Genomic DNA, 23,731 nt, shown 5'->3' on the forward strand with positions numbered 1-23,731 from the left:
CTTTTACAAATAATCACTGCCATTGCTATATAAAGTTTTGCCAAAGATTCTAATTACACTCCCTTTTTTACTTAATCTTAGGCGGAAAATACCCCTTATATCACATATCCTCCAAGTATTCAAACGATGAAGCCAAAGTGGGATACATAAGATATAGCGCATTTGCTTATAGTGTGTTTGATTATAAAATGCCGCTTTTGGGTAATGGCTTATACCCAAATCACGCAATGCCCTTTTTAAAGCTACAAATAATTGATAATGTGCCTCATTAGAATATAGAGTATGCAAATGCCATAAACAGAAACTTAAAGTCCAATTCATAAAACTTCTTTGCACTGATGAAAAAATCCCCATTTTTATAAGTGAATCTTGCCATTTTGATACAGAGGATAAAAACAAAGTTGGATTCTTGTCCCTGCTGCTCTCTAGCGAAGTAGCGTGTTTGCGATGTGTGAAAAGCATTTTTTCACACACGCTTATAGAATCTGCTCTTACTAATGAGCTAAAAGTAAAAAGTAAATCATCGCTTGGTGATTTCACAGGCTCAAAGCGCAAATTATGAGATTCTATAAAGGCGCTATTATAGAGCTTATCCCACGCCCACCCGACACAAAATCCAAACACATAATCACCCAAATCTTTATAATCAAATCTCTCTTTTTGCGGGAGCAAGTCTAAACGCAAAGCCCAATCCATAGGCACTATATTGCCATCTTGGCTTAACTCCTCGCTTTGAGCTATAACTATTTGCGCTTGTGTCTGTAATGCTCTTTGCACTAAAGATTCTATGGCAAAAGGACGCATATAATCATCGGAATCAAAAATTAAAACCCACTCTCCTTTTGCCCTCTCTAATCCTGTATTTCGTGCTGCACCTCCGCCTTGATTCTCTTGCTCTAAATAAATGATTCTGCAATCTCTTTTTGCATACTCTTGCACGATTTGCCCACTTTTATCGGTGCTGCCATCATTTATGCAAATAATTTCTATTTCACGCAAACTTTGATTTATCACAGAATCTAAGCATTCTCTCAAATATTTTTCTACATTATAGATTGGGATTATCACAGATACGAGGGGTTTCTCTTGAGTCTTAACATCTTGCATTACTATCCTTTAAGTTTCTAAAATGAGCCAAAAATACACCAAGTAGCACAAAAAGAAAAAGTTGTCCATCGCGCACAGGAAAACAATCAAAAACATTTGCTACAACCAAGCCCAAAAGAGCCAAGCCTATGCTTCCCATAAAGAGTTGCTGTATATTTACATTGGAGCGAAAATCAATTTTTGCCTTATAAAGTGCGTAGAAAAAATATCCCACAAATAAGCTAAATCCTATAAAGCCTACAAGTCCTAGCTCAAAAAAGATTGATGAAGGGTAGTTATGATTATGCGCGTGAGCAGATATAAAAGTATCCTCATAAGGAGTAAGCGAAAAGGGGTGATTGATAGAATCTAGTGGAAAAATCTGCTGAATATTAAAAGGGAACTGCTGAAAGTGATAGCCATTAGGACGCAATGGATTATCAGCTATGGCAAGGAGCGTGGATTTAAGCTTAGAGATTCTATCGAGTGCCGAGTATTCCATTGTGATGTCTGCTTGTTTGTCTAAAGAATGCACAGAACATTGCGTTTGCTTACCTGTTAGACAATACTCCCCTGCAAACTGCCCCATTTCCGCGGGAGGTGTATGCCATACCTGCATAAAATTATTGACTATCTTATGAAAATTAAATCTATCCTGCCACGAGGAGCTAAAATGATATAGAGCAAAAGCACCTAAACAAAGCGTAAGCAATAAGCTAAAAAAAGTTATTTTTTTGCGCTTATAGGTAAAAAATACCAAAGGCGCGCACATCATACTTATAAGTGCCAAAGCCCCGAATCTCCCGCCATTACACACAAAGGCGTAGATTCCTAAAAGTGTAAATATGCCAAAGATGTATTTTGCAAACCCCCTTGTTTTTAAAAAGCCCACATAAGCAAAGCTAAAGGCAAAGAGTAAATAAAAGCTATATCCCGTAGCAGGGATATGATAATGCGGTAATTTCGCACGATAGCCGAGATTCCCACCTCCATTGGCATAAAAATCATAAATTGTAACCAAAGGGTGATAGAAAACAACACAGCAGAGTAAAAGAAAAAATATCCTCTGTTGGCTGTGCTTCAAGGAAAGTGTAAATAAAAAACTCATTATCATAAAAAGACTAGGTTCAAGGAGATACCAACGAATAAGCTTCTTTGTCTCTGACACATTTACCGCAAAAAAAAGCGAGATATATGCCATTATCACAACAATAGCCATAAAGCTAAGAGGCAAGATAAGGGTTTTGATAGATTTCAAATCTCGCCAAAAACAAAGCAGATACATACCAAATGCGACATACAGCAAATTAATGGGGATTTTGATATGTATATAGCTATAAGAAAATGGCACAATAGCTAAAGTAACCACCACAAGTAGCATACACAGCCATAGGACAATTTCACCGAGATGAAAACGCGCTATTTTCACATCTGCAAGATTGCAAAGCTTATGCAAAAAGTGCGTATTTTTCTGTGAAGTATATTGACTTAAAGCATTTTGCTCTAAATTATCTTGTGGAGTATTTTTCTGTGAGATCCTAGAATCCATTTAGCTCTCCCTTGCCTCTTTGAACTCTGTCACACATTTAGGATTTAGCCTCACCTAGATATTTCTTTATCACTCGTAATTTACATACATAAAATCGCTTCACATCGCCATCACTCACCCAACCGAGCCATTTTCTTTTTGCTCTAAATTTAAAAAAGACTAAGGGTAGTTCTTTTATTTTAAGATTCTCTTGTGTTTTTTTATAAGCAATCCATACATTAAATAATCGCTCGCTCAAAAACCCAAAAACTCTTGCTTGATAACTATCATAATTTTTATAAGCACTCAAAGGCTCAATGGCAAACAAAATATCAAAAATCCACTCACAATATTCAAGATATAATGCCTTTTTCATAATATACATATTTGCAATATACCAAAACAAAGGCTTTTTGTGGAGTGTATCGAGTGCAATTTGATACATCTGCGGATATTTTGAAGCGATATACTCTAAAGCCAAATCCATATCCTTAATATAATGCACCTCATCATATAATTCATATAATGATAAATGTTGTGCTCTTTGCTTATCATCGTGGTCAATAACCAAAGTTGGAAGCACTATATCATAACCCTTTAGAGATTCAATAATATTTTGAGGATTAAGCCCATATTGTTGATAAAAATCACTAAAAAAACCTCTTATGGAATCATAATAACATTTTTGTGTTCTAGGCATATCAAAATGAGTAGAATCTCTAAAATCAAACACTCTACGATAATGAAATAACCCATAATAATCTGCTTCAAGATTCTTCCACGCCCAATACATTGCGGTGAGTTCGCAAAAATAAGGGTTAAGCTCACTAATATGCTCTCCATTATTATCATATAAAAGTGGCACTCCCACCTTTTGACAAAGTCGCTCCAGCTCATTTTTTATCTGTGGTTTTGCATTTTCCGCACCCAAAAGTATAGGCTGCAAACATTCATTTGCAATAATAGGGCTAACTTTGTGATAGCAGACTAAAATTTTTATATTCATTCCTTACTCCTTGCATTTTCACTAATATTGTGGGGGGGGGGGGGCGAAATAGGTTTTTTGTATATACGAAGAAATAAAAAATAATATCGCTCACAATCATTTGAGCCGACTTTACCAAAGAATTTACTTTGCCTACTATAAAGGAGTTTGCTTTTTACTTCACGGACATTCAACTTACGCATTTTTAGCTGGTAGTGAAGCCATACATTAAAAAGCCACTCACCCAAAAATCCAAAAACTCTCGCTTCTTGGGCATTATATGATGTATAATCAATCTGCTCTTGCAACGCAAAAAGCACATCAAAAATCCACTCACAATATGCAAAAAATACCTCTTTACGCCAAATTGCCATATTCCAATAACATATTTTTGCACCATTTGTAAAAAGCGTCTGCGTAATAGAATCTGTCATAAATGGATAAGTTTCTTTAATATAGGCAATCGCCTTATCTAAATCCTTTATATTATGCCCTCCACGCGCAAAATTCTTATACGCATTTATATCTGGGCGCAAAGATAGGGCTTTAGGAATAATTATATCAATAGAAGAATCTTGCAAATATGAAGTGATAGAAGCACTATCAAGGTGATATTTCGCTATGAGGTTGCTTTGGGGAGTGAAAGCTGATTTTAGCCTTGAAAAAAATGTATTTGGGGTAAAATCAAACACCCTCCGATAATGAAAAAGTCCATAATAATCAGAATCTAGATTCTTCCACGCCCAATACATTGCGGTGAGTTCGCAAAAGTGGGGATTGAGTGTGGAAATTTCTTTTTTAACTTATGAGAGTATGCCTCCTCCCCTGAAATATAATCGTCCCTAAAAAGTTCTACGCCCTGCTTAGCACAAGCAAATTCTAAAGATTCTCGTGTAGTTTGGTCTGCTTGTGCCGCACCTACCAAAATTGGTTGCAACACTTCATTTGCAATGATTGGGCTTATCTTATGATAGCAGACAAGAATTTTCACTCTTGGAGATAATGGCATAATTTTCCCTAAAATATGGATTTACAAAAGCTAAGATTATAAACAAATTTGTCTTAATATTATTTTATACCTCAATCTTTTCCACCAAATGCAGATTAAAGCCACTAAGGGCATTATACTCACCTTTGTTTGCACTACAAGAGCTAAGAAGCACAAAATCTTCAATACCTAATCTTTTAAGAATCTGCGCACCAATACCAAAGTCTTTCATATCGCCACAGGCTTTAGATATATGCAGGGAATGAGTATTTAAAACTATCAAATAGCCGCCTTGTTCTTTTAAATATTCAATGCTTTTAAGAAGCGCATTCCATTCTTCTGTATTTTCTAGCAATTCCAAATCACTGCGCATATTATGGAATCTAATAAGCGGCTTTGTCTTATGCGGAGTAGAGGTAGAAAATGCAAAGGCAATATGCTCGCGCTCTAAATGGTCTATAAAGGTGATTTTTTCACACGCTACGCCCATAAATACTGCATTTTTACGAGAAGTCTCACGCAGGAGATTTTCAAAATTAAGGCGATAATGGATAATATCGGATACATAGAGAATCTTAAGATTATGCAAAGAGGCAAAATCAAGCAAAAATTTATCCCCGCGCCCTGCCATTGTGCCGTCTTTTTTCATAATCTCACAAATCACGCTAATGGGTGCAACTCCTGCAAGGCGGCAAATATCTACACTTGCCTCTGTATGTCCTGTGCGCACAAGCACTCCTCCCTCTTTAGCAATAAGCGGAAAAATATGTCCGGGACGCACAAAATCACTTGGTTTTGCGTTACTCTCACACATAAGTCTAATAGTCATATCGCGCTCATAGGCTGAAATACCCGTCTTGGCTTCTTTTGCGTCAATAGAAATCGTAAAAGCTGTTTCGTGATTGCTATCGTTTTTTTGCACCATTGGGGGCAAGTCAAGTTTTTTGGCAAGCTCTTGTGTGATAGATACGCAAATAAGCCCTCGTGCTTCTTGCGCCATAAAGTTGATTTTTTGAGGACTAGAGAAGATTCCCGCCATCACTAAATCACCCTCATTCTCCCTATCCTCATCGTCCATAATAATAATCATCTCACCTTTTTTAATCGCCTCTATAGCTTCTTTCACGCGTTGTTGATACATTTTTAACCTTTGCATTGCTTTTGGGGCAAATTATATAAAAACAAAATAAATTTCTTTTAGAATCTCTATATTTTAAAAATTGAAGTTAAGGAGATGATGAGAATCTAAAAAGAGATTCTCATCGTTAATATAATATGTGAAACGAAAATGTAAGGAGGCTTAAGCAAGTGTAGCTTTCAGCATCCAAATAGCTTTTTGCAACTCACCTACTTTATCATCAGCATATCCCTGTGTTACATTATCTCCAGCTTTTTCAGCCTCACTTGAAAGATTTTCAAACGCTTTAAGGAAATATTCATAATCAGCAAGGATAGCTTTTAAAACATCTTTTGAAGTAAAACTTGTTTTGCTCTCCTCTTTAATTTTTGCAGCTTTAAGCATATCTGCAAGTGTTACATAGGGCTTTTCACCAATTTGCAATACGCGCTCTGCAACATCATCAAACACATCAGCAAAATTTTCATAAATCTCTTCAGTAGCCTTATGCGTAGGGTGAAAGTCCATACCCTTAACATTCCAATGAAAATTATGCACTTTGACATAAAACACTGCCGCATCAGCTTGAATTTGTTTTAATGTTTCCACAACTTTACTCATAATATATCCTTTCACAATAATATTTTCCTTAAATAGCTTCATCGCTAAAACCATTCAAGGAATACTTACATTGTAAAACACACAAGTAACTTCAAAGCAAATATATCATAAAGATTCTGCCTTAAAAACTCATTTTTCCCTTACGGGATTTGCCAAAGGATAAGAGCTTCGCTCGTATGCTACGCTGTATGCAAATTGTGGATTGACACTTTGTGTAAATGCGAAAGCTTTAGCCCTGATAGCAAAGGCATAGAGAGAATTCCTGCCACAAGCGTAGCGCATTAAGAATCTTGACAAAGCTATACAAACTCATTATAATTGCGCCTTTAAATTTTTTTGTTATTGGGGTATCGCCAAGCGGTAAGGCACCTGGTTTTGGTCCAGGCATTCAGAGGTTCGAATCCTTTTACCCCAGCCACTTCTTTAAGCCTTTAGTTTTATAGCTATATCTAAACATTCTAGTTTGTAATTAAGTTTAAGTATCGCGGGATAGAGCAGTCCGGTAGCTCGTTGGGCTCATAACCCAAAGGTCGGGGGTTCAAATCCCTCTCCCGCAACCAATCCCAAACCTCTTTTTACTTTAAATGCGCTCATAGCTCAGCTGGATAGAGCAACGGCCTTCTAAGCCGTAGGCCAGAGGTTCGAATCCTCTTGGGCGTGCCACTTTGATTAACCTAAGATGCAAAATAGCAAAAAGAGCGTTTAGATTAAGGAATACGATGAGAATAGTGCATCTTGTTACTCAAGATAATGGTGGAGCTGGAAGAGCCTGTGTCCGGCTACATAAGGCACTGCTTGAACACAATGTAGATTCTATAATACTTACACAAAATAAAACTACAGATACTCCACAGATAAAACAAATCGCGCAAACCAAACTCCAAAAAGCCTTTGCCAAGATTCGCCCCTTTTTATCCCAGCTCCCGCTTAAACTCTATCCCAAACGACACAAAGATATATTTTCACCCCATCTTCCATTCTTCACACCGCACAATCGTCCGCTTCTTGCCGCTATTAATGAGCTAAACCCTGATGTAGTGCATTTGCATTGGGTTGAAAGCGGATTCTTTAATATCAAAGATTTGCAATCCATCAAAGCGCCGCTTTTGTGGAGCCTGCACGACGCCAACCCCTATACAGGCGGGTGCCACATAGTGGCACCCGCCTGTATAGGGGTTGGCTCTGTTTGTAAATCTTGCCCACTCCTCCATTCTAAGTTTCCTTTTGACATCAGTTTTTGGACTTTTAAACATAAGGCAAAAGTTTATAATACATTACAGAATCTAACCATAAACGGCTTATCTCAATGGATTACATCCTGTGCTAGAGATTCTACACTTTTTAAAAATAAACCTATTATCAACCTCCCTAATCCTATCGACACACGCCTATACCGCCCTATCAATAAGGAATTTGCACGAAATACCCTGCGTATCAACACACCAAAAAAACTCATTAGTTTTGGTGCTATTGGTGGCTCACAAATGCTACGTAAGGGCTTTAATGAGTTGAAAAATGCCTTAGAATCTCTCAATTCTAACTTAAAATCCCAATGCGAATTACTTGTCTTTGGAGAAAGCAAAGGAGAGGAGATTAAGGGCATACCTACACATTATATGGGAACTTTACACGATGATATAAGTCTTGCACTCGTTTATAGCGCAAGTGATGTTTTTATTATGCCTAGCTTTGTGGAATCTTTTGGGCAAACTGCCCTAGAAGCCCTCTCTTGCGGGACACCTGTCGTGGCATTTGACACAAGCGGACTTAAAGACATCGTGCAGCACCGCAAAAATGGCTATTTAGCCCAATGCTATGATATAGGGGATTTAAAAAATGGCATAGAGTGGATTTTGCAGCTCGCCCCGCAAATATATGCTTCCCTTGCCCTTTATGCTAGGGAATCCGCCCTGCAACATTTTGATTCTCAAAAAATCGCACCTGCCTATATTGATATCTATCAGCAATTAGCTGGGGGGGGGGCAGTAGATAAAACGCGAGTGATTCTCCTCGCTCGATTCACCCTTTATGCCCTCCTATCGCATCAGGTTTCCACCCGCACATATTATATAGGATTTGGTGCCATTGGTGGAGCAGATACCCCACGTAAAGGCTTTAATGAGCTAAAAACTGCCTTAGAATCCCTTAACCCCGCACTTAAATCCCAATGCGAACTCATCGTATTTGGCGGGAATGCCCCTCAAGTTAAAGGTATCAAAAATACCCACATTCTAGGCTTTATCTATGATGATAGCTCACTTGCCCTAGCCTACAATGCTTGTGATGTATTCATCGCGCCATCTTTAGCCGAAAATCTCAGCAATGTAATTATGGAATCTCTCTCTTGTGGGACACCTGTCGTGGCATTTGATATTGGTGGTAATAGTGATATGATAGAGCATAAGCGCAATGGTTACCTTGCTAAAAGAGGCGATACAGCGGACTTAAAAGATGGTATAGAATGGGTTTTAAACCTCAATATGAGTGCATATCATACCCTATCGCTCAATGCCTATCAAAACGTATCCGCACAATTTGAATCAAGCAAAATCGCTCAAGATTATATTAAAGCTTATAAATGGCTAATGGGGGGGGGGGCACACAAACTTGTAATCCTCCTCCTACTTTACATTCTTAGACATTTTGTTATTTCTTTTTCTGTTTTTTCTAAATCGCATTTAATCTATTCCCCTTCTTTACCATCTCTAAGGAGTGCGTATGTATTACTACTGCACACTCTTTAATGCAAACTACCTTACACGCGGGATTGCGATGATTAAATCCCTGAGCGCTCATACACAAGATATTCATATCTATGTGCTTTGCTTTGATGATGAGAGTTTAAAGCATATCACCGCGCTTAAACTATCCTTTGTTACGCCTATTGCCCTATATGATTTTGAAACTGAAGAGCTCCTTGCTATTAAAAGCACAAGAAGTCTTGGGGAATACTGCTGGAGCTGCACCCCCGCGATTATCGAATATTGTATTAAAACTTTCAACCTCCCATTTTGCACGTATATTGATGCAGATGTGTATTTCTTTGAGAATCCTAATGTGATTATTGATGAAATGAGAGAAAACTCTATCTTACTTACAAAGCATAACTACACGCCTATCTACAATCAAGAAGCCACAAGTGGAATCTATTGTGTGCAGTTTATGTGCTTTAAGGCGACACAAGATGGATTAGAAGCGCTCACTTGGTGGAAACAAAGATGTTTAGAATGGTGTTTTGCGCATTTTGAAGATGGTAAGTTTGGCGACCAAAAATACCTTGATGATTGGACTGAACGATTTTGCGGCGTGTATGTGCCAAGCAATCCTAGATACGCACTTGCTCCGTGGAATATCCAGCAGTTTTTCCACCTCCGCCCTATTTTTTATCATTTTCACGCCCTTTCATTTATTGGTGAAAACAAAGTCGATTTAGGCAATTATAAGCTTCCTCAAGCCGCACTAGAGCAAATCTACACACCTTATATAAAAGAGCTTATTGCGCTAAGAGAAACTTTTATGCCTCATAATTTTGATTTAAGGCATAAGCCTCCTAAAAATCTTAAAGCCCTCTATCATCGCTTAAGGCGATCTATGAGAGGAGGCTATAATGTCTATCCGTTGACATTTTTTACATCACTCTAGCAAAATGGAAAATCAAATGTTAAGTGAATTGCTACTACAATCATCTTTTTACCACATTTCAAAGAATTCCTATGCAAGAAAATAATACCCCCATTAAAATGCTTAATTTCGCCTGTGGCAGTAGATTCCACACGGATTGGGTGAATATAGATTTTAGCCCACTTGATAATCATGTCAAAAAGGTAAATCTCCTCTCCACCCTACCCTTTAGCGATAATAGCTTTGATGTAGCATACAGCAGCCATTTTTTAGAGCATTTGAATCCTCACAAAGCCCTTGATATACTCAAAGAAATCAAGCGCATTCTTAAACCAAATGGTATTTTGCGCATAGTCGTGCCTGATTTGGAAAATATGGCACAAGCCTATTTGGATACGTTGCATAAGATTAAAAATCTCTTGCCATCTCATAGCTTAGATTCTTGCAATGAGAGTATATTGTGGGGGGGGGGGCATAAGAAAGAAACTGGGCAAGATTCAAACCTGCAAATGCTGATACAAGAATATGATTGGCTTATGCTTGAGATATTTGACCAAATGGTACGTATGCGAAGTGGGGGCGATATGGGGGCTTGTTTTGAGAATGTCAAACAAACCCAAAACATAACCCTTGCAAATTTTATAGAGCACCGCGTAGGGGAAAATGTCTTGAAAAAAAATACCCAAAGTGTCCCTTTCGCCTCAAAAATCACCCTCGATAAGATTCTAAATAAGCTCCTCTCTATTTATCTTAAAGTCCTTTATTACCTTACTCCACGTTCTGTTGCGAGTGAAATTTTTATCCGCACAAGTATTGGAGAGCGGCATAAATGGGCTTATGATAGCTTCTCTCTTGTGCGTCTTTTGCATCAAGCTCAATTTCACCACATAGAGCAAATGAGCTTTGAATCTTCCCATATCCCACATTTTAATAAATATCTACTTGATATAAATGCCGATGGCTCTCCATACAAAGGAGTTTCAAGCCTTTATCTTGAGGCGAGAAAATAATTTGTTATAATACGCGCTTGATTTGATACAAATACCTTATTGCCTCTTTTTATAGGTAGCCATTAAGGGGCATAAGTCCTCCCTCTAATAAAAACTATACAGCCTAAAATTAAAGATAATATGTGCGGGTATCACACAAATATTATCGCACTAAAAAGGATATTTTATGAGATTCTCTATACTTACACCTTATCGCATTCTTCGCCGCATTTTTGCACATTTTCAAAAAAGAGTAACGCGCACCCTCAAGCCTGCAAAATGGCATAACCTCCGCCAAACCACACCACTATCAAGTGTCTTTGGCTTTGATAGAGGCACACCTATTGATAGAATCTACACAAATGATTTTCTTAGTAAGAATGCACATTATATACAAGGCAGAGTGTGTGAAATCGCTGAAAACACCTATACAAAAGAATTTGGCACAGATATAGAGCAAAGTGAAATCCTGCATTTTGATAGCTCTAGCCCGCAAGCAACGATTATAGGGGATTTAACTAAACATTCTACCCTTCCCCATAATATCTTAGATTGCTTCATCTGCACCGTTACACTTAATTTTATTTATGATTACAAGGCTGCGATTAAAGGCATTTATCTTATGCTAAAAAATAATGAGGGGAGGGGCATAAAAGAAAGTGTAGCTCTTGTAACTGTGGCAGGATTAGTGCAAATCTCACAATATGATTATGAGCGGTGGGGAGACTATTGGCGATTTACGGATATGGGAATTAAAAAGGATTTTGAAGCCGTTTTTGGAGAGGGTAATGTAGAGGTGGTAAGCTATGGAAATGTGCTAAGTGTGATAGCCGAGCTACACGGAATCGCCGCTGAAGAGCTCAAACACAAAGAGCTTTTTACCTACGATAGTCGCTATCCCGTGCTTATTTGCATTATCGCTAAAAAAGTATAGTAAATTTTAAGGATGAGATTATGTATCAATTCATTCATTCTCTTGTGGATTATCTTTCTCGCTTTCACATAGCGCAATCTTTCTTTAAGGGCAAAGGGCTTATTCTTATGCTTCATCGTGTAGCCCCCTTTGAGGATAAGCTTACTCCTAATGAAAATATGAAGGTTACCCCCACATTTTTGGAGCAATTTATTGTAGATTCTCTTCAATCTGGCTATGTGTTTATAAGCCTTGATGAGCTTCATTATAGGCTTTTACATCAATCTCTCCCAGAATATTTTATATGTATTACGCTTGATGATGGTTATAAAGATAATCTTACCTATGCCTATCCTATTTTTGCAAAATACAATATCCCCTTTTGCATTTATATCTGCACTTCTTTCCCTCAATCCACGCATAGTATGTGGTGGTTTGGACTAGAGGATTATCTTTTAAGCACGGATTATATGGAGTTTCAACATATCGGCTATGACCTCTCAAGCAAAGAATCTAAAGAAATGATGTTTCTTACATTACGTCATCATATTATCACACATACCCAAAGCTATGAAGATGGGGAGGAGATTATGCGCTCTTTAAACATCCCTTATAATCCTCGTGCTTATGATTCTCTAGCACTTACTTGGGAAGACATTAAGCTATTAGATACAATGGGGGGGGGGATAAGAATCTTTGCACGATAGGAGCGCACACGCACTCTCACCCTATTTTTAATCAACTCTCACAAAAACAAGTCATAGATGACATTACCCTATCCCAGCAGCTTTTTACACAATATCTAGGCTATATTCCTAAACACTTTGCATATCCTTTTGGAAGTAGGCTTGAAGTAGATTCTTCATATTTTTCTATCATACCAAAGCTAGGTTTTGCCACTGCCACAACAACACGGCGTGGCTGTATCTATCCCCAGCATAAAAATCACCTTTATGCCTTACCTCGTATATTTTTTGGAGAGCATTTTATGATACAATCCGCTTTTAGAATCCGCAAAAAACGAATAGTAACCACATAGGGGGCAGTATGAATATTGACTTAACAAATAAAGATTTACAAAGCGATGAAAGAAAAGAAATTGAGATATTACTCTCTATGCAAAATCCACAAATAAGCGATGACTTGGAGCAAATGTGGTATCTCATTGACTTAGTGTGGGACAATATGGGCTGTGATAATAGCAATCTTGATTGGGAGAAAATCGGTGCATTTTACGCCCACCCTGTATGGCTACTCAATGGATTGTTTATAGAATCTCATAATCTCTCTCTATCTATACGCAAGGCAATCGCTCAATATATCGCTATACAGGGCTTTGAACGTATCTGCGACTATGGAGGGGGCTTTGGGAGCTTAGCTAAAGAAATCGCTCTACTCTGTCCGAAAGTGCAAATTGATATTTATGAGCCTTTCCCTAGTCAATATGGCAAAAAGTGCATAGAAGCATTTGATAATATCCGCTTTGTCTCTACTCTTGAAAAAAATGCTTATGATTGTCTACTATCTACCGATGTGCTAGAACACGTTGATGATGTCCTCAAGACTTTTGAATCTATGCTCTCTTGTCTTAAAATTGGTGGAAAAGCCTTGATTGGGAATTGTTTTTATCCCGTGATTAAATGCCACCTGCCTAAGCATTTTCACTATCGCTACACGTTTAAACATATCGCTAAGATGATGGGCGTTACATATAACGGATATATAGAGGGCGCGGAGTATGTGCAAATTTATAGCAAGTATAAGGATTCTCAAGTAAATCTTGCTGTGCGGTTAGCGGGGGGGGGAGCAGATGTATATATATGACTATCAATATCGCCAAGCCTATACTCAAGCCCCTTGTCAAATTGCTTAGAAAATTTAAATCTCAAATCAAAGGACGTATATGACACAATGTATTCTCTGCCATAGCCAAAGCACTGCTATCTTGCAAACCATCAAACAAGATGATATAAATGCACTCTATGAACGTGCCTTTGGGCTTGATGTAAGTCATATTATTACAAGCAACTTACTTTATCATCACTGCAAAATATGTGATTTGCGCTTTTTCACTTGTGAAGATGGCACGATTCCCACAGGGGATAATCACTTCTACAATACGCTTAACACACTTGAGTGGTATTACTTCGCTGAAAAGCACGAGTATGATTACGTCCAAAAATACATTAATCCAGAATCCAAAGTTTTAGAAGTAGGCTGTGGTAAAGCAGCATTCGCTCATTTTTTACCCCCTGAAGCCAAAAAGCATTACATCGGGCTAGAGCTTAGCACAGGCGCAAAAGAAATGGCAAGCAAAGATGGCATTTGCATTGAAAATATCAGCGTTGAAGAATATGCCAAATCCCACGCCAAAGGCTTTGACATCGCTTGTAGTTTCCAAGTCCTTGAACACGTAAGCAATCCTTATGGCTTCCTCCAAGCTCAAATTGAGTGCTTAAAAGATTCACAATTAAATGGGGGGGGGGGCATATAACAAACCTCTGCTTATCATCGCCGTGCCGAGTGAAAATAGCTTTATTCAATATTGCGTAAATGGAATCCTCAATATGCCTCCTCATCACGTCTCCCGCTTTAGCGACACTACCTTGCATAAAATTGCTGATATATTCAATCTCCAATTACTTGACCTCTACCACGAAAATGTCCAAAACGAACATATCGATTTTTATCAAAGTACGATGTGGGCTAAGCTCTTTCTCTCTACACCACTTGTAGATAGGGGCATTACAAGAAAGATTATCAATAAAATAGGGAAAGTAGGCAAGCATTTTATTAAGATTCCACCAAATGCTTATGGACACACTGTTGTCGCAGTATATACACCTAAATAATATTACAAAAGCATAGCCAAAAGCCCATATCTCCCTGTTGTTTTATCACGTCTATATGAATATAGCCGCTCATCACAGCAGGAGCAATATGGACTAACCTCTACTTGATGTGTTTGTATATGGAGATTCTCACATTGCTCTTGCAAACACGCCATCAAATCAAGCCTATTACCCTTCAAGACATTGCGACTAAAGCCAAGATTCATAGCTTCCTCACATATATCTCCACCCACCTCATAGCAGCACGAGCGTATGGACGCCCCTACATAAAGCAGACAATCTGCTGCTTGTGTTTGATACAAGGCATTCATCTTTGCAAACACTTGTGGCAATATACCATCAAATACGCCTTTGCGTCCGGCGTGGATTACTGCCATTGCGTGATGTGCTTTATCATAGAGCAAAATGGGATTACAATCTGCGGCTAGGGCTACACAGATTCTATATGGAATCTGTGTGATAATGCCATCAGCCTCACCAAGTGATATAGAGACCCCTCCCCGATTTTGCGCTAAAGATTCTAAAGTTTTATCCAAAACAACGCTTTGTGTGCTATGAATCTGCTGACAATAATACAGAGCCGCCCTATCTCCTTGCTCAACACAAAACATATCATAAAATCTTGTCGTTATAAGCTGATGGTTAGAATCCACGTCTAAAGATTTATCACCTACATAATAGCCCAAATTAAGTGTGCTAAAAGCTCCTTTGCTCACTCCGCCAAAACGATCACTCAAAGCAAAACATATCTTTTGTCCCTTAAAAAGTAGGCTTTGCAAACTTGTTTGTAAAAACATTTTTTTCCTTTTTTGAACAATATTTGATAAAAGTTAAAACATTTTTATGGCGATATATAGTAATATTCTAGCGAGTGTTTCTTAAAATCACTCAGCAACCAACAAATAAGGAGAGTTTATTGAGACAAGGCATACAAAAAAAGTCGTCCTCTCGTATATCGAGTATTCTCGTCATTCTTCTTACGATTATTGCTATCCTTGCATGCTATACATTTTATCATGCCAAAGGCACCTCATATTTTAGCAACAATCCAGAAGCGTGCAATAACTGTCATATTATGAATGAAGTTTTTAACGACTACTCTAATGCTCCCCACTCCCACAAAACCGCAGGACAGCCACGAGCTACTTGTAATGACTGCCACTTGCCACATAACTTTATTTCTAAATGGATCGCTAAAGCCCAAAGCGGCGTAGGACATGCTTATGCCTTTACCTTTAAGCTCGATTCATTACCCGTTAATCTTAGCGCAAATGAAGCAAGTAAGCAAATGGTGCAAGATAATTGTGTGCGATGCCATATCGAATATGCCCAGAATGCGGTCAATCCTACGACCACCCCAGGGCATAACAATGCTTTAAGCTGTGTTTCCTGCCATGAGGGCGTAGGGCACAAAAGAGGATTTTAGACAAATTTAAGGAGAAACAGATGCAAAAAGAAAAAAGAATGCTACCTATATTTATTGTTGTGGCCATTGTTGTTATCGTTGGACTTGTATGGTTTAACTTTGATATTTCATCAAAACAGGCAGGGAATACAGGAGTGATTTCTAAGCAGCTTGTGGAGCTTACTGATGAAAACCCGACTTTTGATTTTTGGGGTAAAAACTTCCCTGAATATCTTGATATGTATCTTAAGGTAGAGACTGAAACGCCAAAATACACAAACTTTGGTGGTAACCTTGCATACTCAAAGCTCATTCGCTATCCACAGCTCACAATCTTATGGGCAGGCTATCCCTTTAGTCTTGACGCAAATGAAGAAAGAGGGCATTTTTGGATACAAGTAGATCAAATGGAAACTGCTAGAAACAACAAAGATTTCCTTAATGCACACGGTTTTGCAAAATTTGGCGGGCAGCCTGCAGCCTGTATGAACTGCCATAGCGGCTGGACTCCGTGGCTTATCAATAATGTAGCCAAAGGTGATTTCACTGTATTTAACAGCACAAAATATTGGACAATGATTAAAAACGTCCCTGCTCGCAATGGCATACAAGAGGGCTCTGAAGAACACGGCGGACCTCATGGCGGTAAAAGAATGGGTGTAACCTGTGCAGATTGCCATAATCCTGATGATATGAGTCTAAGAGTAGTGCGCCCTGCACTCATCAATGCCCTTGTTGGTAGGGGCTATCAAAAAGACCCTATTCAAGGCATTAAAGCAGATAGAAAAGAAATGCGAACCCTTGTATGTGCTCAATGCCACGTGGAATACTACTTCAAGCCAACAGGAGAAAAAGTCAAAGTTATGGGGGAATCAATTGCCACCGATCCAACCAAAAAATGGTGGAATGGCACGCAAAAAACTTATGATGAATATGAGCATTGGAGAGATGGCAACAAAGCTACCGAAATAGAAGTCGATGGTATCAATCTCACTTTCCCTTGGAGTGCTTGGAAAAAAGGTGAAAACTTTAGAATCGAAATGTTTGATGCACATTATGATGCAGTGCGACCAATCTTTCAAGAAGACTGGACACATAAAGAAACTAAAGCGCCTATGCTCAAGATTCAACACCCTGAATACGAACTCTTTAGCGGTGGTGTGCATGCGGCTAATGGTGTGAGCTGTGCAGATTGTCATATGCCTTACATTAGAGGTTCAGGTGGCAAAAAAATCACACAACATAATGTTACTTCACCACTCTTTGATATAAATTCTGCGTGTAAAACTTGCCATACACAGCCTGAAGAATATCTCAAAAAACAAATTGCCGATATTCAAAAATCTGTAGCGTTTGACTTAAGAAGTGCAGAATATGCGACTGTGAGCCTTATCTTTGATATCAAGAAATTACGCGAAGAGTTAGGCAAACTTCCTGCATATCAAACTAATGGCAAAGCTGATGATACAAAAATCTCTAAAGCTCTCCAAGAGCCACTAGAACTTCATAGAAGAGGACAAATGAGAGGTGATTTTGTGGGTGCGGAAAACTCCACAGGATTTCATAATCCACGCGAAGCAAGCCGTATGCTCCTCCAAGCTGTAGAAATGGCGAGAATGGGACAAACCAAACTTGTTGAAATCGCTGCTGCAAATGGCATTAAAGGCTTTAAAACTTCTAATCTAGGATTTGAAGAGATTCAAAAGTTTAATCCCGGTGAAATTGTTTATAAAATAGACCTTAATGGACATACTGCTGGTGAGCGCTACTACAAAGATCCCAGAGTAAATGGTGAAGCACCAAAAGAGCTTTTAGAGCTTGATAAAAATATTCAACCTTACAACTTCGACGAAGTTGATAAAATTTCTGCTGGTGCCACCAACACTAAATAATATCCCTCTTCCCTCGCCCTTTGGGTGGGGTCTCTACTATTGCAAACTTATGCTATAATCTTTCATATCAAAAACCTCAAAGGAAACAAAATGGGTAAAAAAATCATTGGTATTGTTTTAGGCATTGGCGCGGTTGTAGCCATAGGACTTGGAGTTGCTATCTCATTTAAAAGCAAAGAAATTAAAGATCGTATGACACAAACGCTCAATCAAAGTTTCGAGCACTTTGCTAATCAAACTGATGTTATCGAATCTTGGGAGTCTTTTGTGTGTAGTGGTTTTATAAGCATAGGTTGCTATAGCAAACATATTGCATTAAGCAGTAGAGAGGCTAATCTCCATCTATACGATATAGGCATAGACGTGCATTCTGCTGATGATAACTCACTTAAGGCTACATTTAATATCAAAAATATGAAAATGGAGGTTAATGATCTCCCCTTAACTACGGCACAAACAGAAGAAGAAGCTTTGATCCAGCAAAAGAGCATCAAACTCTTTACATCATTTGTCCCAAACAAAATACAATGCGATATTGCGCTTAATCAAAATGATATTACCCTCAATGAAAAACTACAATGCGATATAAAAGCCTCTAATGCCACATATGCTATACAAACCGAAGGCGTATATCAGCACGAAAATTTCGCACGGCAAAATATCGCACAGATCCTACAAGATTTCTACCTTGATATGATGTTTAATGAAAATGCCCTCTCGCCATATCAAAACTACCAATATGCCCTCCGCACCTTCAGTATAAATACTAAGGATAAGGGATTTAGCAAGGATATGTATCGTTTTTATGAGATCCAAAGCCCACTCTTGGGTATAAGTGCTAATATGGATAATTTCGCAAGCTATGTGAATAATATTAATGTGCTATTCGTCCTTGCTGCAAACCTAACCCTAGGGAATATCTACCCTGATGAAATATCCCAGCTTGGAAAAGGCATAGAATCTTATATACTTGGTAATACACACGAGCTAGGCTTTAATCTAAGTCGAAAAAATAAGACAGAAGATATTTTTATCTCACTTGAAAACCCCGAGCAAATCTTCCCGTATTTTTTTGACAATTATCAATTAGAAGTCATCTCGCGCTAGGAAAACATAAATGCCAGCGACCAAAACTAAGAATCCTCAACGCAACGACAAAAAGGGGAAAAGAGGTTTAAAGCGCCTCTATAATGCTTTTTTTTTCTCCCTCGATGGCATTAAGGCAGCGTGGCAGGAAGAAGAGGGCTTTAGGCAAGTATTAAGTATAGGCATTATGCTAAGTATTATTGCGTGTTTTATCGCTCAAAGCTGGCTAGAACTTATCCTGCTTGTTTTGCCTTGTGTGCTTTCTATTATCGTAGAGCTTATTAATTCCGCAATTGAAAATGCCATTGATTTCACAAGCCTTGAGATCCACCCTCTTGCCAAAAAAGCAAAAGATATGGGAAGTGCTATACAACTTATAGCGTGTTTGTTTGTAACTTTTGTATGGGGAAGCTATCTTCTCACACATTTTGTGCTCTAATTTTATAGAGAAACTATTACGATATACTCATATAAGGGATAATTCCAATAATATGCTACAATTCCCTTAAAACTACTTTGCCTCAAATTCATCTCAAAAAGGAACATATATGAAAAAGATTCTAAAATCTTTATTGAACTTTTGTAAGGATATATATCATTATTTGCATTTTCCTAATGCTTATATTGCTTATCGTGGAGTATATACTAGCTTTGAAGAAGCACTTGAGTGTATGCCTAAGACTAAAGGAAGAAATAAAGGTTATATAGATACACCACAAGATATATTGCAATCTTGGTGTGAAATGTTTAAAAAACCTATTGCTTTAGTAGATACAGAATATCCTCTCTTTTTTCATCTTGATAGAATCTTAGCTCAAAATCCAAAGGCAAAAGTATGTGATTTTGGTGGAGCAAATGGAAGACATTATTTTGCCTATACTTCATATAATGCTCTTAAACCTCAATGGGAGGTAGTAGAGTTAGAATCTAATGTAAGTGTAGGGAATGCGATGACAAAAGAGCTTAAAATAGAGAATCTTAGCTTTAGCACAAATCTTAGTCCATCAAACATACTCCTTAGTTCATCTGCCTTTCAATACGTAAAAAATATTTGGGAGCTACTTGATAAGTTTGCTCTATTAAGCAGCGGGGGGGGCTACACACATTTTGCTTACGCGCATTCCCCTTCAAAGTAAAACTCACACTTTCATAACACTTCAAAATGCTCTTAATCAATATTACTTGCCACTCTATATTTTTAATAGAGATGAGTTTATAGGATTCTTTACTTCACGTGGATATAGATTAGTAGATGAATGGAAAGATCCTTTTGATAGTTCTATGATTCCTTTTCATAGGGATATATCTGTATATCAATATAGTGGGTTGTGTTTTGAAAAAGGTATAGATGATAGACTAGAGATTCTACCTATGACTTTGCTATTGAGCTAAAACTCTCACATTTGCACGAAGTGCTAATCCACATTTACAAAGCAAAGATTCTAAGGGAGAGAATCTAAGTCCATATTTTCTCTAAAGAGGATTGAATCTCCTGTATTCTTCATTTAAAATATTTTTAATTCTTATGCCCCACCCCCTAACCCCCTCCGCTTTGGGAGGGGGAATAAAGAGAGGAATTCTGCGAGGGAGGATAAAACAAAAAGCCCTTTCCTCTCACTCTTTTTTTACGGAGGGTGAGAGGATAATCTAGCGAATGATATTTAAGGGAAAGCGAGGCATATATTGCCGAGCTGACTTTGCGCTTGTGCTTTAGCACTAGGCTACACTTGCACATTTAAGTCCCTCCTCCTTATAGAAAGAAAGACTAGAGAATAAACTAGAGTTTCTCTAGTCTTTTTCTTTGGGCTGGGGTTGTGTATTGGCATAATCAATTATACGTTGGATAATCATATCAAGGCTTAAAATTTCGCTTTGCTCTTACGGGATTTGCCAAAGGATAAGAGCTTCGCTCATATGCTACGCTGTATGCAAATGTGGTTGGCACTTCGTGTAAATGCGTTTCACGCTGCATAGGATTGTCATTTGTAGGAAGCTGTAGTTTTGCTTGTTTTATAGGATAAAGCGCCTTATAAAATATCTAAAGATTAGTCTAGTAAGCATTTATGGAAATTGTGATATTTCCCCTCCTCCTAATCCCCTCTACTAAGGAAGAGGGAAGTGTGAGAAAGAGAATCTCTACAATAGGAAACAATGTGATATTATGCAAAATATAAATCTAAGTATATCCCTAGAATAGGGCATTTTGAACAATATTTTAAATCTTTTTTAAGCGATTGTAATATATTATATTTACATCAGCTTTCAGGATTGAAAGATAACAAGTCTTCTTATGGCTTACAGAGCTTAATCAAAAGTCATTTTATGCACAAAACCTGTCTTTTTATGGGTAGTTTGCCTCCCCAAAGTCTCTTTTTTTTGCGTCTTGAGAATGCTTTTTTGCTTTCCCAAAAAGATACATTCATAGAGATAGTAAGCGAATATGATAATTTAGAAAATGATTTATTGATGTGGTGTCGCTTTAAGGGGGAAGAATTTTTACACAAGCAGATGCCACATAAGGATTCTAAAGAAAGATTTATCTATACCTTGCGTAAATGCTCACACACACGTTTTAGCACATATACAAATCCTCACATTGCGCCAGACAGACAGGGGCTTGCTCCTTATGGTGTGCAGGTAGAAAGTGCAAGTCCTGATTATCACTTTACCTATATATGTGATGAGGAGATTTTTAGTCCGTATATAGAGCCTATTTACGAAGATGCGAAAAAGACACAATGGAATACCTCAAGTGATATAAAATGGCAGGAGATTCCTTTATTTTCCCCTGCATTGCAGTTTGCCATAGCACAAATTATGACATATCTCGTAGAAAATGAATTTTCTGCCCTCTATATCCCTAGTCGTTTTTTAAGCCAAATTTCCCCTTATTTCACAGCTGTGCCGCTTTTACTCTCAAGTATTATAGGTGATGAAGCACGTCATATTGAATCTTTTATCAAACGTGCTAATGCCACAGGACTTGGTGTGCAGTATTCTACACTCACCACACAACAAAGTCTATATAGCCTCTATAAAGAAAAAGATTATTTCAAATCAAGCTTTTTGCTCCATATTATGGGGGAAGGGACATTTATTGATTTACTACGTTTTTTAGAAGAGAGCTTCAGGGCTTTGGGTGATGAGGCAAGTGCGCATTTATTGTATTTAGCAAGACGTGATGAATCTCGCCACGTTGCCTATGGTATGAGTAATATCAAGTATGCCATTGCTCAAAATCCTGCCAAAATTCAGGCTTTAAAAGAAGTTGTTTTTGCACGTAAACACTATTTAGATACCCAAAGTAGTGAATCTTCGCTTCTTTTAGAATCTATGGCAATTTTGCGCGGTGGAGGAGAAGAGCATATCTTAAGAGGTTTTGAGGAGGTGTTAGAACTCAAGAAAAAAATGGAAAAAAACCGCACAAATCGCTTAATAGAATGTGGCATTGATGAAGAGTTAGCCATAGATTTGAGTAAGGCACATACGCCTAATTTTATGTAAGGAGAGAAAATGTTAAATTTAGAGAAATTAGAAGAAGTAACAGTAGAGTTTGGGAAAGCACATATCGCCCCATACACAGAATCTATTGATAAAGAAGCAAGATTCCCAAAAGAGGCTTATGACGCACTAAGAAATCAGGGCTATATGGGGCTGCTTGTGCCAAAAGAATATGGTGGGAGTGGTGGAAACTGCCAACATCATGCAAAAGTTTGCTTTCATTTAGCTCGATTTGATGCTTCTAGCGCACTTTGCTATATGATGCACAATACTGCCACAGCCTGTCTATCTCTCTTTGGGAGTGATAGACAAAAAAGTCAATTTCTACCTCAAATTGCCAAAGGTGAAGCTGCATTTGCTCTAGCATATAGTGAGAGTGGCTCGGGAACGCATTTTGGACTGCCCGATATTACAGAGCAAGAAGTGGATGAGTACAGAATCTTAAATGGCAGAAAGAGCTTTGTAACCTCAGCCCAACACGCAGACTATTATCTTACCTATAGCAATTCGTGCAAAGTTTCAGGGGGCAAAAATAATTGGATTGTCCCTAATAATAGTGATGGATTGCTACACGAAGAGGGTGTGTGGAATGGGCTTGGTATGCGAGGAAACTTCTCTAAACCTGTGCAATACAATAATGTAAAGCTCAATACCCAAACATCTTTGCTTGGCAAAGATGGAGAGGGTGAGGCACAGGCTGGGATTGTGGCAATGTATTTTGTCGTAGGGCTTGGAGCAGTATATAGTGGGGTAGGACGAGCTGCGTATGAGTGTGCGATTCATCACGTCAAAACACGAAAATATACTGATGGCTCAAGCCTAGCAGACAAAGAATTAGTGAGAAATCACATTGCTAATCTTTATACAAAAACCCAAAGCCAAATCGCCCTTGTAAATGAGGCAGCAAGAGCTTTTGATAATAAAGAAGCTGATGCAGTATCCAAGATATTTGCTTGTAGAATCAACGCTACCACTCTAGTTATGGAGATTACAGAGCTTGCTATGCGCCTTGGTGGAGGAAAAGCATATTCCAAACAGCTACCATTAGAGCGATACTTACGTGACGCTCTAGCCTCTCAAGTAATGGCACCAAGCCTTGATATTTTGCAAGTATGGCTTGCAGATGCACTTTTACCAAAGGAATAGA

The 23,731-nt window shown here is 38.2% G+C and carries 25 protein-coding genes and 3 tRNA genes; 20 read left to right on the top strand and 8 right to left on the bottom strand.

Going from position 1 to position 23,731, the window contains the following annotated elements; all coding sequences use genetic code 11:
- Positions 1–3: 3 nt before the first annotated feature.
- The 7 genes from V3I05_RS01585 to V3I05_RS01615 all read right to left on the bottom strand — a co-directional run bounded on the left by V3I05_RS01585 (position 4) and on the right by V3I05_RS01615 (position 6,325).
- Positions 4–1,107 (bottom strand): glycosyltransferase family 2 protein, encoded by a 1,104-nt coding sequence (locus tag V3I05_RS01585; protein WP_343353807.1) that lies wholly within the window; start codon positions 1,105–1,107, stop codon positions 4–6.
- Positions 1,094–2,635: a hypothetical protein gene (locus V3I05_RS01590; RefSeq protein ID WP_343353809.1), complete on the bottom strand. Its 1,542-nt coding sequence runs from the start codon at positions 2,633–2,635 to the stop codon at positions 1,094–1,096. The genes V3I05_RS01585 and V3I05_RS01590 overlap by 14 nt, the downstream gene beginning before the upstream one ends.
- A gap of 37 nt (positions 2,636–2,672) precedes the next feature.
- A complete protein-coding gene (locus V3I05_RS01595; protein ID WP_343353810.1) occupies positions 2,673–3,620 on the bottom strand; it encodes a DUF4422 domain-containing protein in 948 nt (315 codons plus the stop codon).
- Entirely contained in the window at positions 3,617–4,351 is a 735-nt protein-coding gene (locus V3I05_RS01600; protein WP_343353811.1) for a DUF4422 domain-containing protein, read from the bottom strand. Before V3I05_RS01600 ends, V3I05_RS01595 begins: the two co-directional genes overlap by 4 nt.
- Complete coding sequence (locus V3I05_RS01605; protein WP_343353812.1) at positions 4,327–4,608, bottom strand: hypothetical protein; 282 nt, start codon at positions 4,606–4,608, stop codon at positions 4,327–4,329. Before V3I05_RS01605 ends, V3I05_RS01600 begins: the two co-directional genes overlap by 25 nt.
- A 64-nt stretch (positions 4,609–4,672) precedes the next feature.
- Positions 4,673–5,728 carry a bifunctional 3,4-dihydroxy-2-butanone 4-phosphate synthase/GTP cyclohydrolase II gene (locus tag V3I05_RS01610; RefSeq protein ID WP_300449763.1) on the bottom strand — a complete coding sequence of 352 codons (1,056 nt, stop codon included), beginning with the start codon at positions 5,726–5,728 and terminating at the stop codon, positions 4,673–4,675.
- 159 nt (positions 5,729–5,887) lie between these two features.
- Positions 5,888–6,325, bottom strand: a complete 438-nt coding sequence (locus V3I05_RS01615; RefSeq protein WP_034327437.1) for a Dps family protein — start codon at positions 6,323–6,325, stop codon at positions 5,888–5,890.
- Between the two features lie 343 nt (positions 6,326–6,668).
- Here V3I05_RS01615 and V3I05_RS01620 point away from each other — a divergent pair.
- The 12 genes from V3I05_RS01620 (at position 6,669) to V3I05_RS01675 (ending at position 14,700) form a co-directional block, all read left to right on the top strand.
- Positions 6,669–6,743, top strand: a tRNA-Gln gene (locus V3I05_RS01620).
- 65 nt (positions 6,744–6,808) lie between these two features.
- Positions 6,809–6,885 (top strand) — tRNA-Met (locus V3I05_RS01625).
- A gap of 26 nt (positions 6,886–6,911) precedes the next feature.
- A tRNA-Arg gene (locus tag V3I05_RS01630) sits at positions 6,912–6,988 on the top strand.
- Between the two features lie 56 nt (positions 6,989–7,044).
- A complete protein-coding gene (locus V3I05_RS01635; RefSeq protein WP_343353815.1) occupies positions 7,045–9,069 on the top strand; it encodes a glycosyltransferase in 2,025 nt (674 codons plus the stop codon).
- Positions 9,044–9,967 carry a hypothetical protein gene (locus V3I05_RS01640; RefSeq protein ID WP_300449103.1) on the top strand — a complete coding sequence of 308 codons (924 nt, stop codon included), beginning with the start codon at positions 9,044–9,046 and terminating at the stop codon, positions 9,965–9,967. The genes V3I05_RS01635 and V3I05_RS01640 overlap by 26 nt, the downstream gene beginning before the upstream one ends.
- Positions 9,968–10,038: 71 nt before the next feature.
- The gene (locus V3I05_RS01645) at positions 10,039–10,956 is read left to right on the top strand and encodes a class I SAM-dependent methyltransferase (protein ID WP_343353817.1); all 918 of its coding nucleotides are present in this window, start codon (positions 10,039–10,041) and stop codon (positions 10,954–10,956) included.
- Positions 10,957–11,122: 166 nt separating this feature from the next.
- Positions 11,123–11,869, top strand: coding sequence for a hypothetical protein (locus V3I05_RS01650; RefSeq protein ID WP_300449106.1), 747 nt, complete (start codon positions 11,123–11,125; stop codon positions 11,867–11,869).
- A gap of 20 nt (positions 11,870–11,889) precedes the next feature.
- Positions 11,890–12,555, top strand: coding sequence for a polysaccharide deacetylase family protein (locus V3I05_RS01655; RefSeq protein ID WP_343353818.1), 666 nt, complete (start codon positions 11,890–11,892; stop codon positions 12,553–12,555).
- A 23-nt stretch (positions 12,556–12,578) separates the two neighbouring features.
- Positions 12,579–12,887 (top strand): hypothetical protein, encoded by a 309-nt coding sequence (locus tag V3I05_RS01660; protein ID WP_300449114.1) that lies wholly within the window; start codon positions 12,579–12,581, stop codon positions 12,885–12,887.
- Positions 12,888–12,895: 8 nt separating this feature from the next.
- Positions 12,896–13,672 (top strand): class I SAM-dependent methyltransferase, encoded by a 777-nt coding sequence (locus tag V3I05_RS01665; RefSeq protein WP_300742944.1) that lies wholly within the window; start codon positions 12,896–12,898, stop codon positions 13,670–13,672.
- A gap of 79 nt (positions 13,673–13,751) precedes the next feature.
- Positions 13,752–14,342 (top strand): class I SAM-dependent methyltransferase, encoded by a 591-nt coding sequence (locus tag V3I05_RS01670; RefSeq protein ID WP_343353820.1) that lies wholly within the window; start codon positions 13,752–13,754, stop codon positions 14,340–14,342.
- On the top strand, positions 14,323–14,700 hold the full coding sequence (locus V3I05_RS01675) for a hypothetical protein (protein ID WP_295698985.1): 378 nt from the start codon (positions 14,323–14,325) through the stop codon (positions 14,698–14,700). The genes V3I05_RS01670 and V3I05_RS01675 overlap by 20 nt, the downstream gene beginning before the upstream one ends.
- A 2-nt stretch (positions 14,701–14,702) precedes the next feature.
- Here V3I05_RS01675 and V3I05_RS01680 read toward each other — a convergent pair whose 3' ends face one another.
- Positions 14,703–15,497: a polyphenol oxidase family protein gene (locus tag V3I05_RS01680; protein WP_343353821.1), complete on the bottom strand. Its 795-nt coding sequence runs from the start codon at positions 15,495–15,497 to the stop codon at positions 14,703–14,705.
- Between the two features lie 155 nt (positions 15,498–15,652).
- Between V3I05_RS01680 and nrfH the strand changes: the two genes are divergently transcribed.
- From nrfH to V3I05_RS01720, 8 genes are all read left to right on the top strand, one after another.
- The gene (gene nrfH, locus V3I05_RS01685; RefSeq protein WP_369699027.1) at positions 15,653–16,126 is read left to right on the top strand and encodes a cytochrome c nitrite reductase small subunit; all 474 of its coding nucleotides are present in this window, start codon (positions 15,653–15,655) and stop codon (positions 16,124–16,126) included.
- Positions 16,127–16,146: 20 nt separating this feature from the next.
- Positions 16,147–17,997, top strand: coding sequence for an ammonia-forming cytochrome c nitrite reductase subunit c552 (locus V3I05_RS01690; RefSeq protein ID WP_295698978.1), 1,851 nt, complete (start codon positions 16,147–16,149; stop codon positions 17,995–17,997).
- Between the two features lie 90 nt (positions 17,998–18,087).
- On the top strand, positions 18,088–19,104 hold the full coding sequence (locus tag V3I05_RS01695) for a hypothetical protein (RefSeq protein ID WP_300451858.1): 1,017 nt from the start codon (positions 18,088–18,090) through the stop codon (positions 19,102–19,104).
- A gap of 10 nt (positions 19,105–19,114) precedes the next feature.
- A complete protein-coding gene (locus V3I05_RS01700; protein ID WP_343353823.1) occupies positions 19,115–19,522 on the top strand; it encodes a diacylglycerol kinase in 408 nt (135 codons plus the stop codon).
- Between the two features lie 109 nt (positions 19,523–19,631).
- Positions 19,632–20,219, top strand: coding sequence for a hypothetical protein (locus V3I05_RS01705; protein WP_343353825.1), 588 nt, complete (start codon positions 19,632–19,634; stop codon positions 20,217–20,219).
- A 46-nt stretch (positions 20,220–20,265) separates the two neighbouring features.
- The gene (locus V3I05_RS01710) at positions 20,266–20,475 is read left to right on the top strand and encodes a hypothetical protein (RefSeq protein ID WP_343353826.1); all 210 of its coding nucleotides are present in this window, start codon (positions 20,266–20,268) and stop codon (positions 20,473–20,475) included.
- Positions 20,476–21,405: 930 nt separating this feature from the next.
- On the top strand, positions 21,406–22,587 hold the full coding sequence (locus V3I05_RS01715) for a ferritin-like domain-containing protein (RefSeq protein WP_295701918.1): 1,182 nt from the start codon (positions 21,406–21,408) through the stop codon (positions 22,585–22,587).
- Between the two features lie 9 nt (positions 22,588–22,596).
- Entirely contained in the window at positions 22,597–23,730 is a 1,134-nt protein-coding gene (locus V3I05_RS01720) for an acyl-CoA dehydrogenase family protein (RefSeq protein ID WP_300448993.1), read from the top strand.
- Position 23,731 lies beyond the last annotated feature (1 nt).

The sequence above is a fragment of the Helicobacter mastomyrinus genome, assembly GCF_039555295.1.
GTDB lineage: Bacteria > Campylobacterota > Campylobacteria > Campylobacterales > Helicobacteraceae > Helicobacter_C > Helicobacter_C mastomyrinus.

Bases quoted from the DNA above. Each gene is read 5' to 3' on its own strand.
- V3I05_RS01585 (WP_343353807.1), bottom strand. From the start codon at position 1,107: ATGCAAGATGTTAAGACTCAAGAGAAACCCCTCGTATCTGTGATAATC.
- V3I05_RS01590 (WP_343353809.1), bottom strand. From the start codon at position 2,635: ATGGATTCTAGGATCTCACAGAAAAATACTCCACAAGATAATTTAGAG.
- V3I05_RS01595 (WP_343353810.1), bottom strand. From the start codon at position 3,620: ATGAATATAAAAATTTTAGTCTGCTATCACAAAGTTAGCCCTATTATT.
- V3I05_RS01600 (WP_343353811.1), bottom strand. From the start codon at position 4,351: ATGTATTGGGCGTGGAAGAATCTAGATTCTGATTATTATGGACTTTTT.
- V3I05_RS01605 (WP_343353812.1), bottom strand. From the start codon at position 4,608: ATGCCATTATCTCCAAGAGTGAAAATTCTTGTCTGCTATCATAAGATA.
- V3I05_RS01610 (WP_300449763.1), bottom strand. From the start codon at position 5,728: ATGTATCAACAACGCGTGAAAGAAGCTATAGAGGCGATTAAAAAAGGT.
- V3I05_RS01615 (WP_034327437.1), bottom strand. From the start codon at position 6,325: ATGAGTAAAGTTGTGGAAACATTAAAACAAATTCAAGCTGATGCGGCA.
- V3I05_RS01635 (WP_343353815.1), top strand. From the start codon at position 7,045: ATGAGAATAGTGCATCTTGTTACTCAAGATAATGGTGGAGCTGGAAGA.
- V3I05_RS01640 (WP_300449103.1), top strand. From the start codon at position 9,044: ATGTATTACTACTGCACACTCTTTAATGCAAACTACCTTACACGCGGG.
- V3I05_RS01645 (WP_343353817.1), top strand. From the start codon at position 10,039: ATGCAAGAAAATAATACCCCCATTAAAATGCTTAATTTCGCCTGTGGC.
- V3I05_RS01650 (WP_300449106.1), top strand. From the start codon at position 11,123: ATGAGATTCTCTATACTTACACCTTATCGCATTCTTCGCCGCATTTTT.
- V3I05_RS01655 (WP_343353818.1), top strand. From the start codon at position 11,890: ATGTATCAATTCATTCATTCTCTTGTGGATTATCTTTCTCGCTTTCAC.
- V3I05_RS01665 (WP_300742944.1), top strand. From the start codon at position 12,896: ATGAATATTGACTTAACAAATAAAGATTTACAAAGCGATGAAAGAAAA.
- V3I05_RS01670 (WP_343353820.1), top strand. From the start codon at position 13,752: ATGACACAATGTATTCTCTGCCATAGCCAAAGCACTGCTATCTTGCAA.
- V3I05_RS01675 (WP_295698985.1), top strand. From the start codon at position 14,323: ATGGGGGGGGGGGCATATAACAAACCTCTGCTTATCATCGCCGTGCCG.
- V3I05_RS01680 (WP_343353821.1), bottom strand. From the start codon at position 15,497: ATGTTTTTACAAACAAGTTTGCAAAGCCTACTTTTTAAGGGACAAAAG.
- V3I05_RS01690 (WP_295698978.1), top strand. From the start codon at position 16,147: ATGCAAAAAGAAAAAAGAATGCTACCTATATTTATTGTTGTGGCCATT.
- V3I05_RS01695 (WP_300451858.1), top strand. From the start codon at position 18,088: ATGGGTAAAAAAATCATTGGTATTGTTTTAGGCATTGGCGCGGTTGTA.
- V3I05_RS01700 (WP_343353823.1), top strand. From the start codon at position 19,115: ATGCCAGCGACCAAAACTAAGAATCCTCAACGCAACGACAAAAAGGGG.
- V3I05_RS01705 (WP_343353825.1), top strand. From the start codon at position 19,632: ATGAAAAAGATTCTAAAATCTTTATTGAACTTTTGTAAGGATATATAT.
- V3I05_RS01715 (WP_295701918.1), top strand. From the start codon at position 21,406: ATGCACAAAACCTGTCTTTTTATGGGTAGTTTGCCTCCCCAAAGTCTC.
- V3I05_RS01720 (WP_300448993.1), top strand. From the start codon at position 22,597: ATGTTAAATTTAGAGAAATTAGAAGAAGTAACAGTAGAGTTTGGGAAA.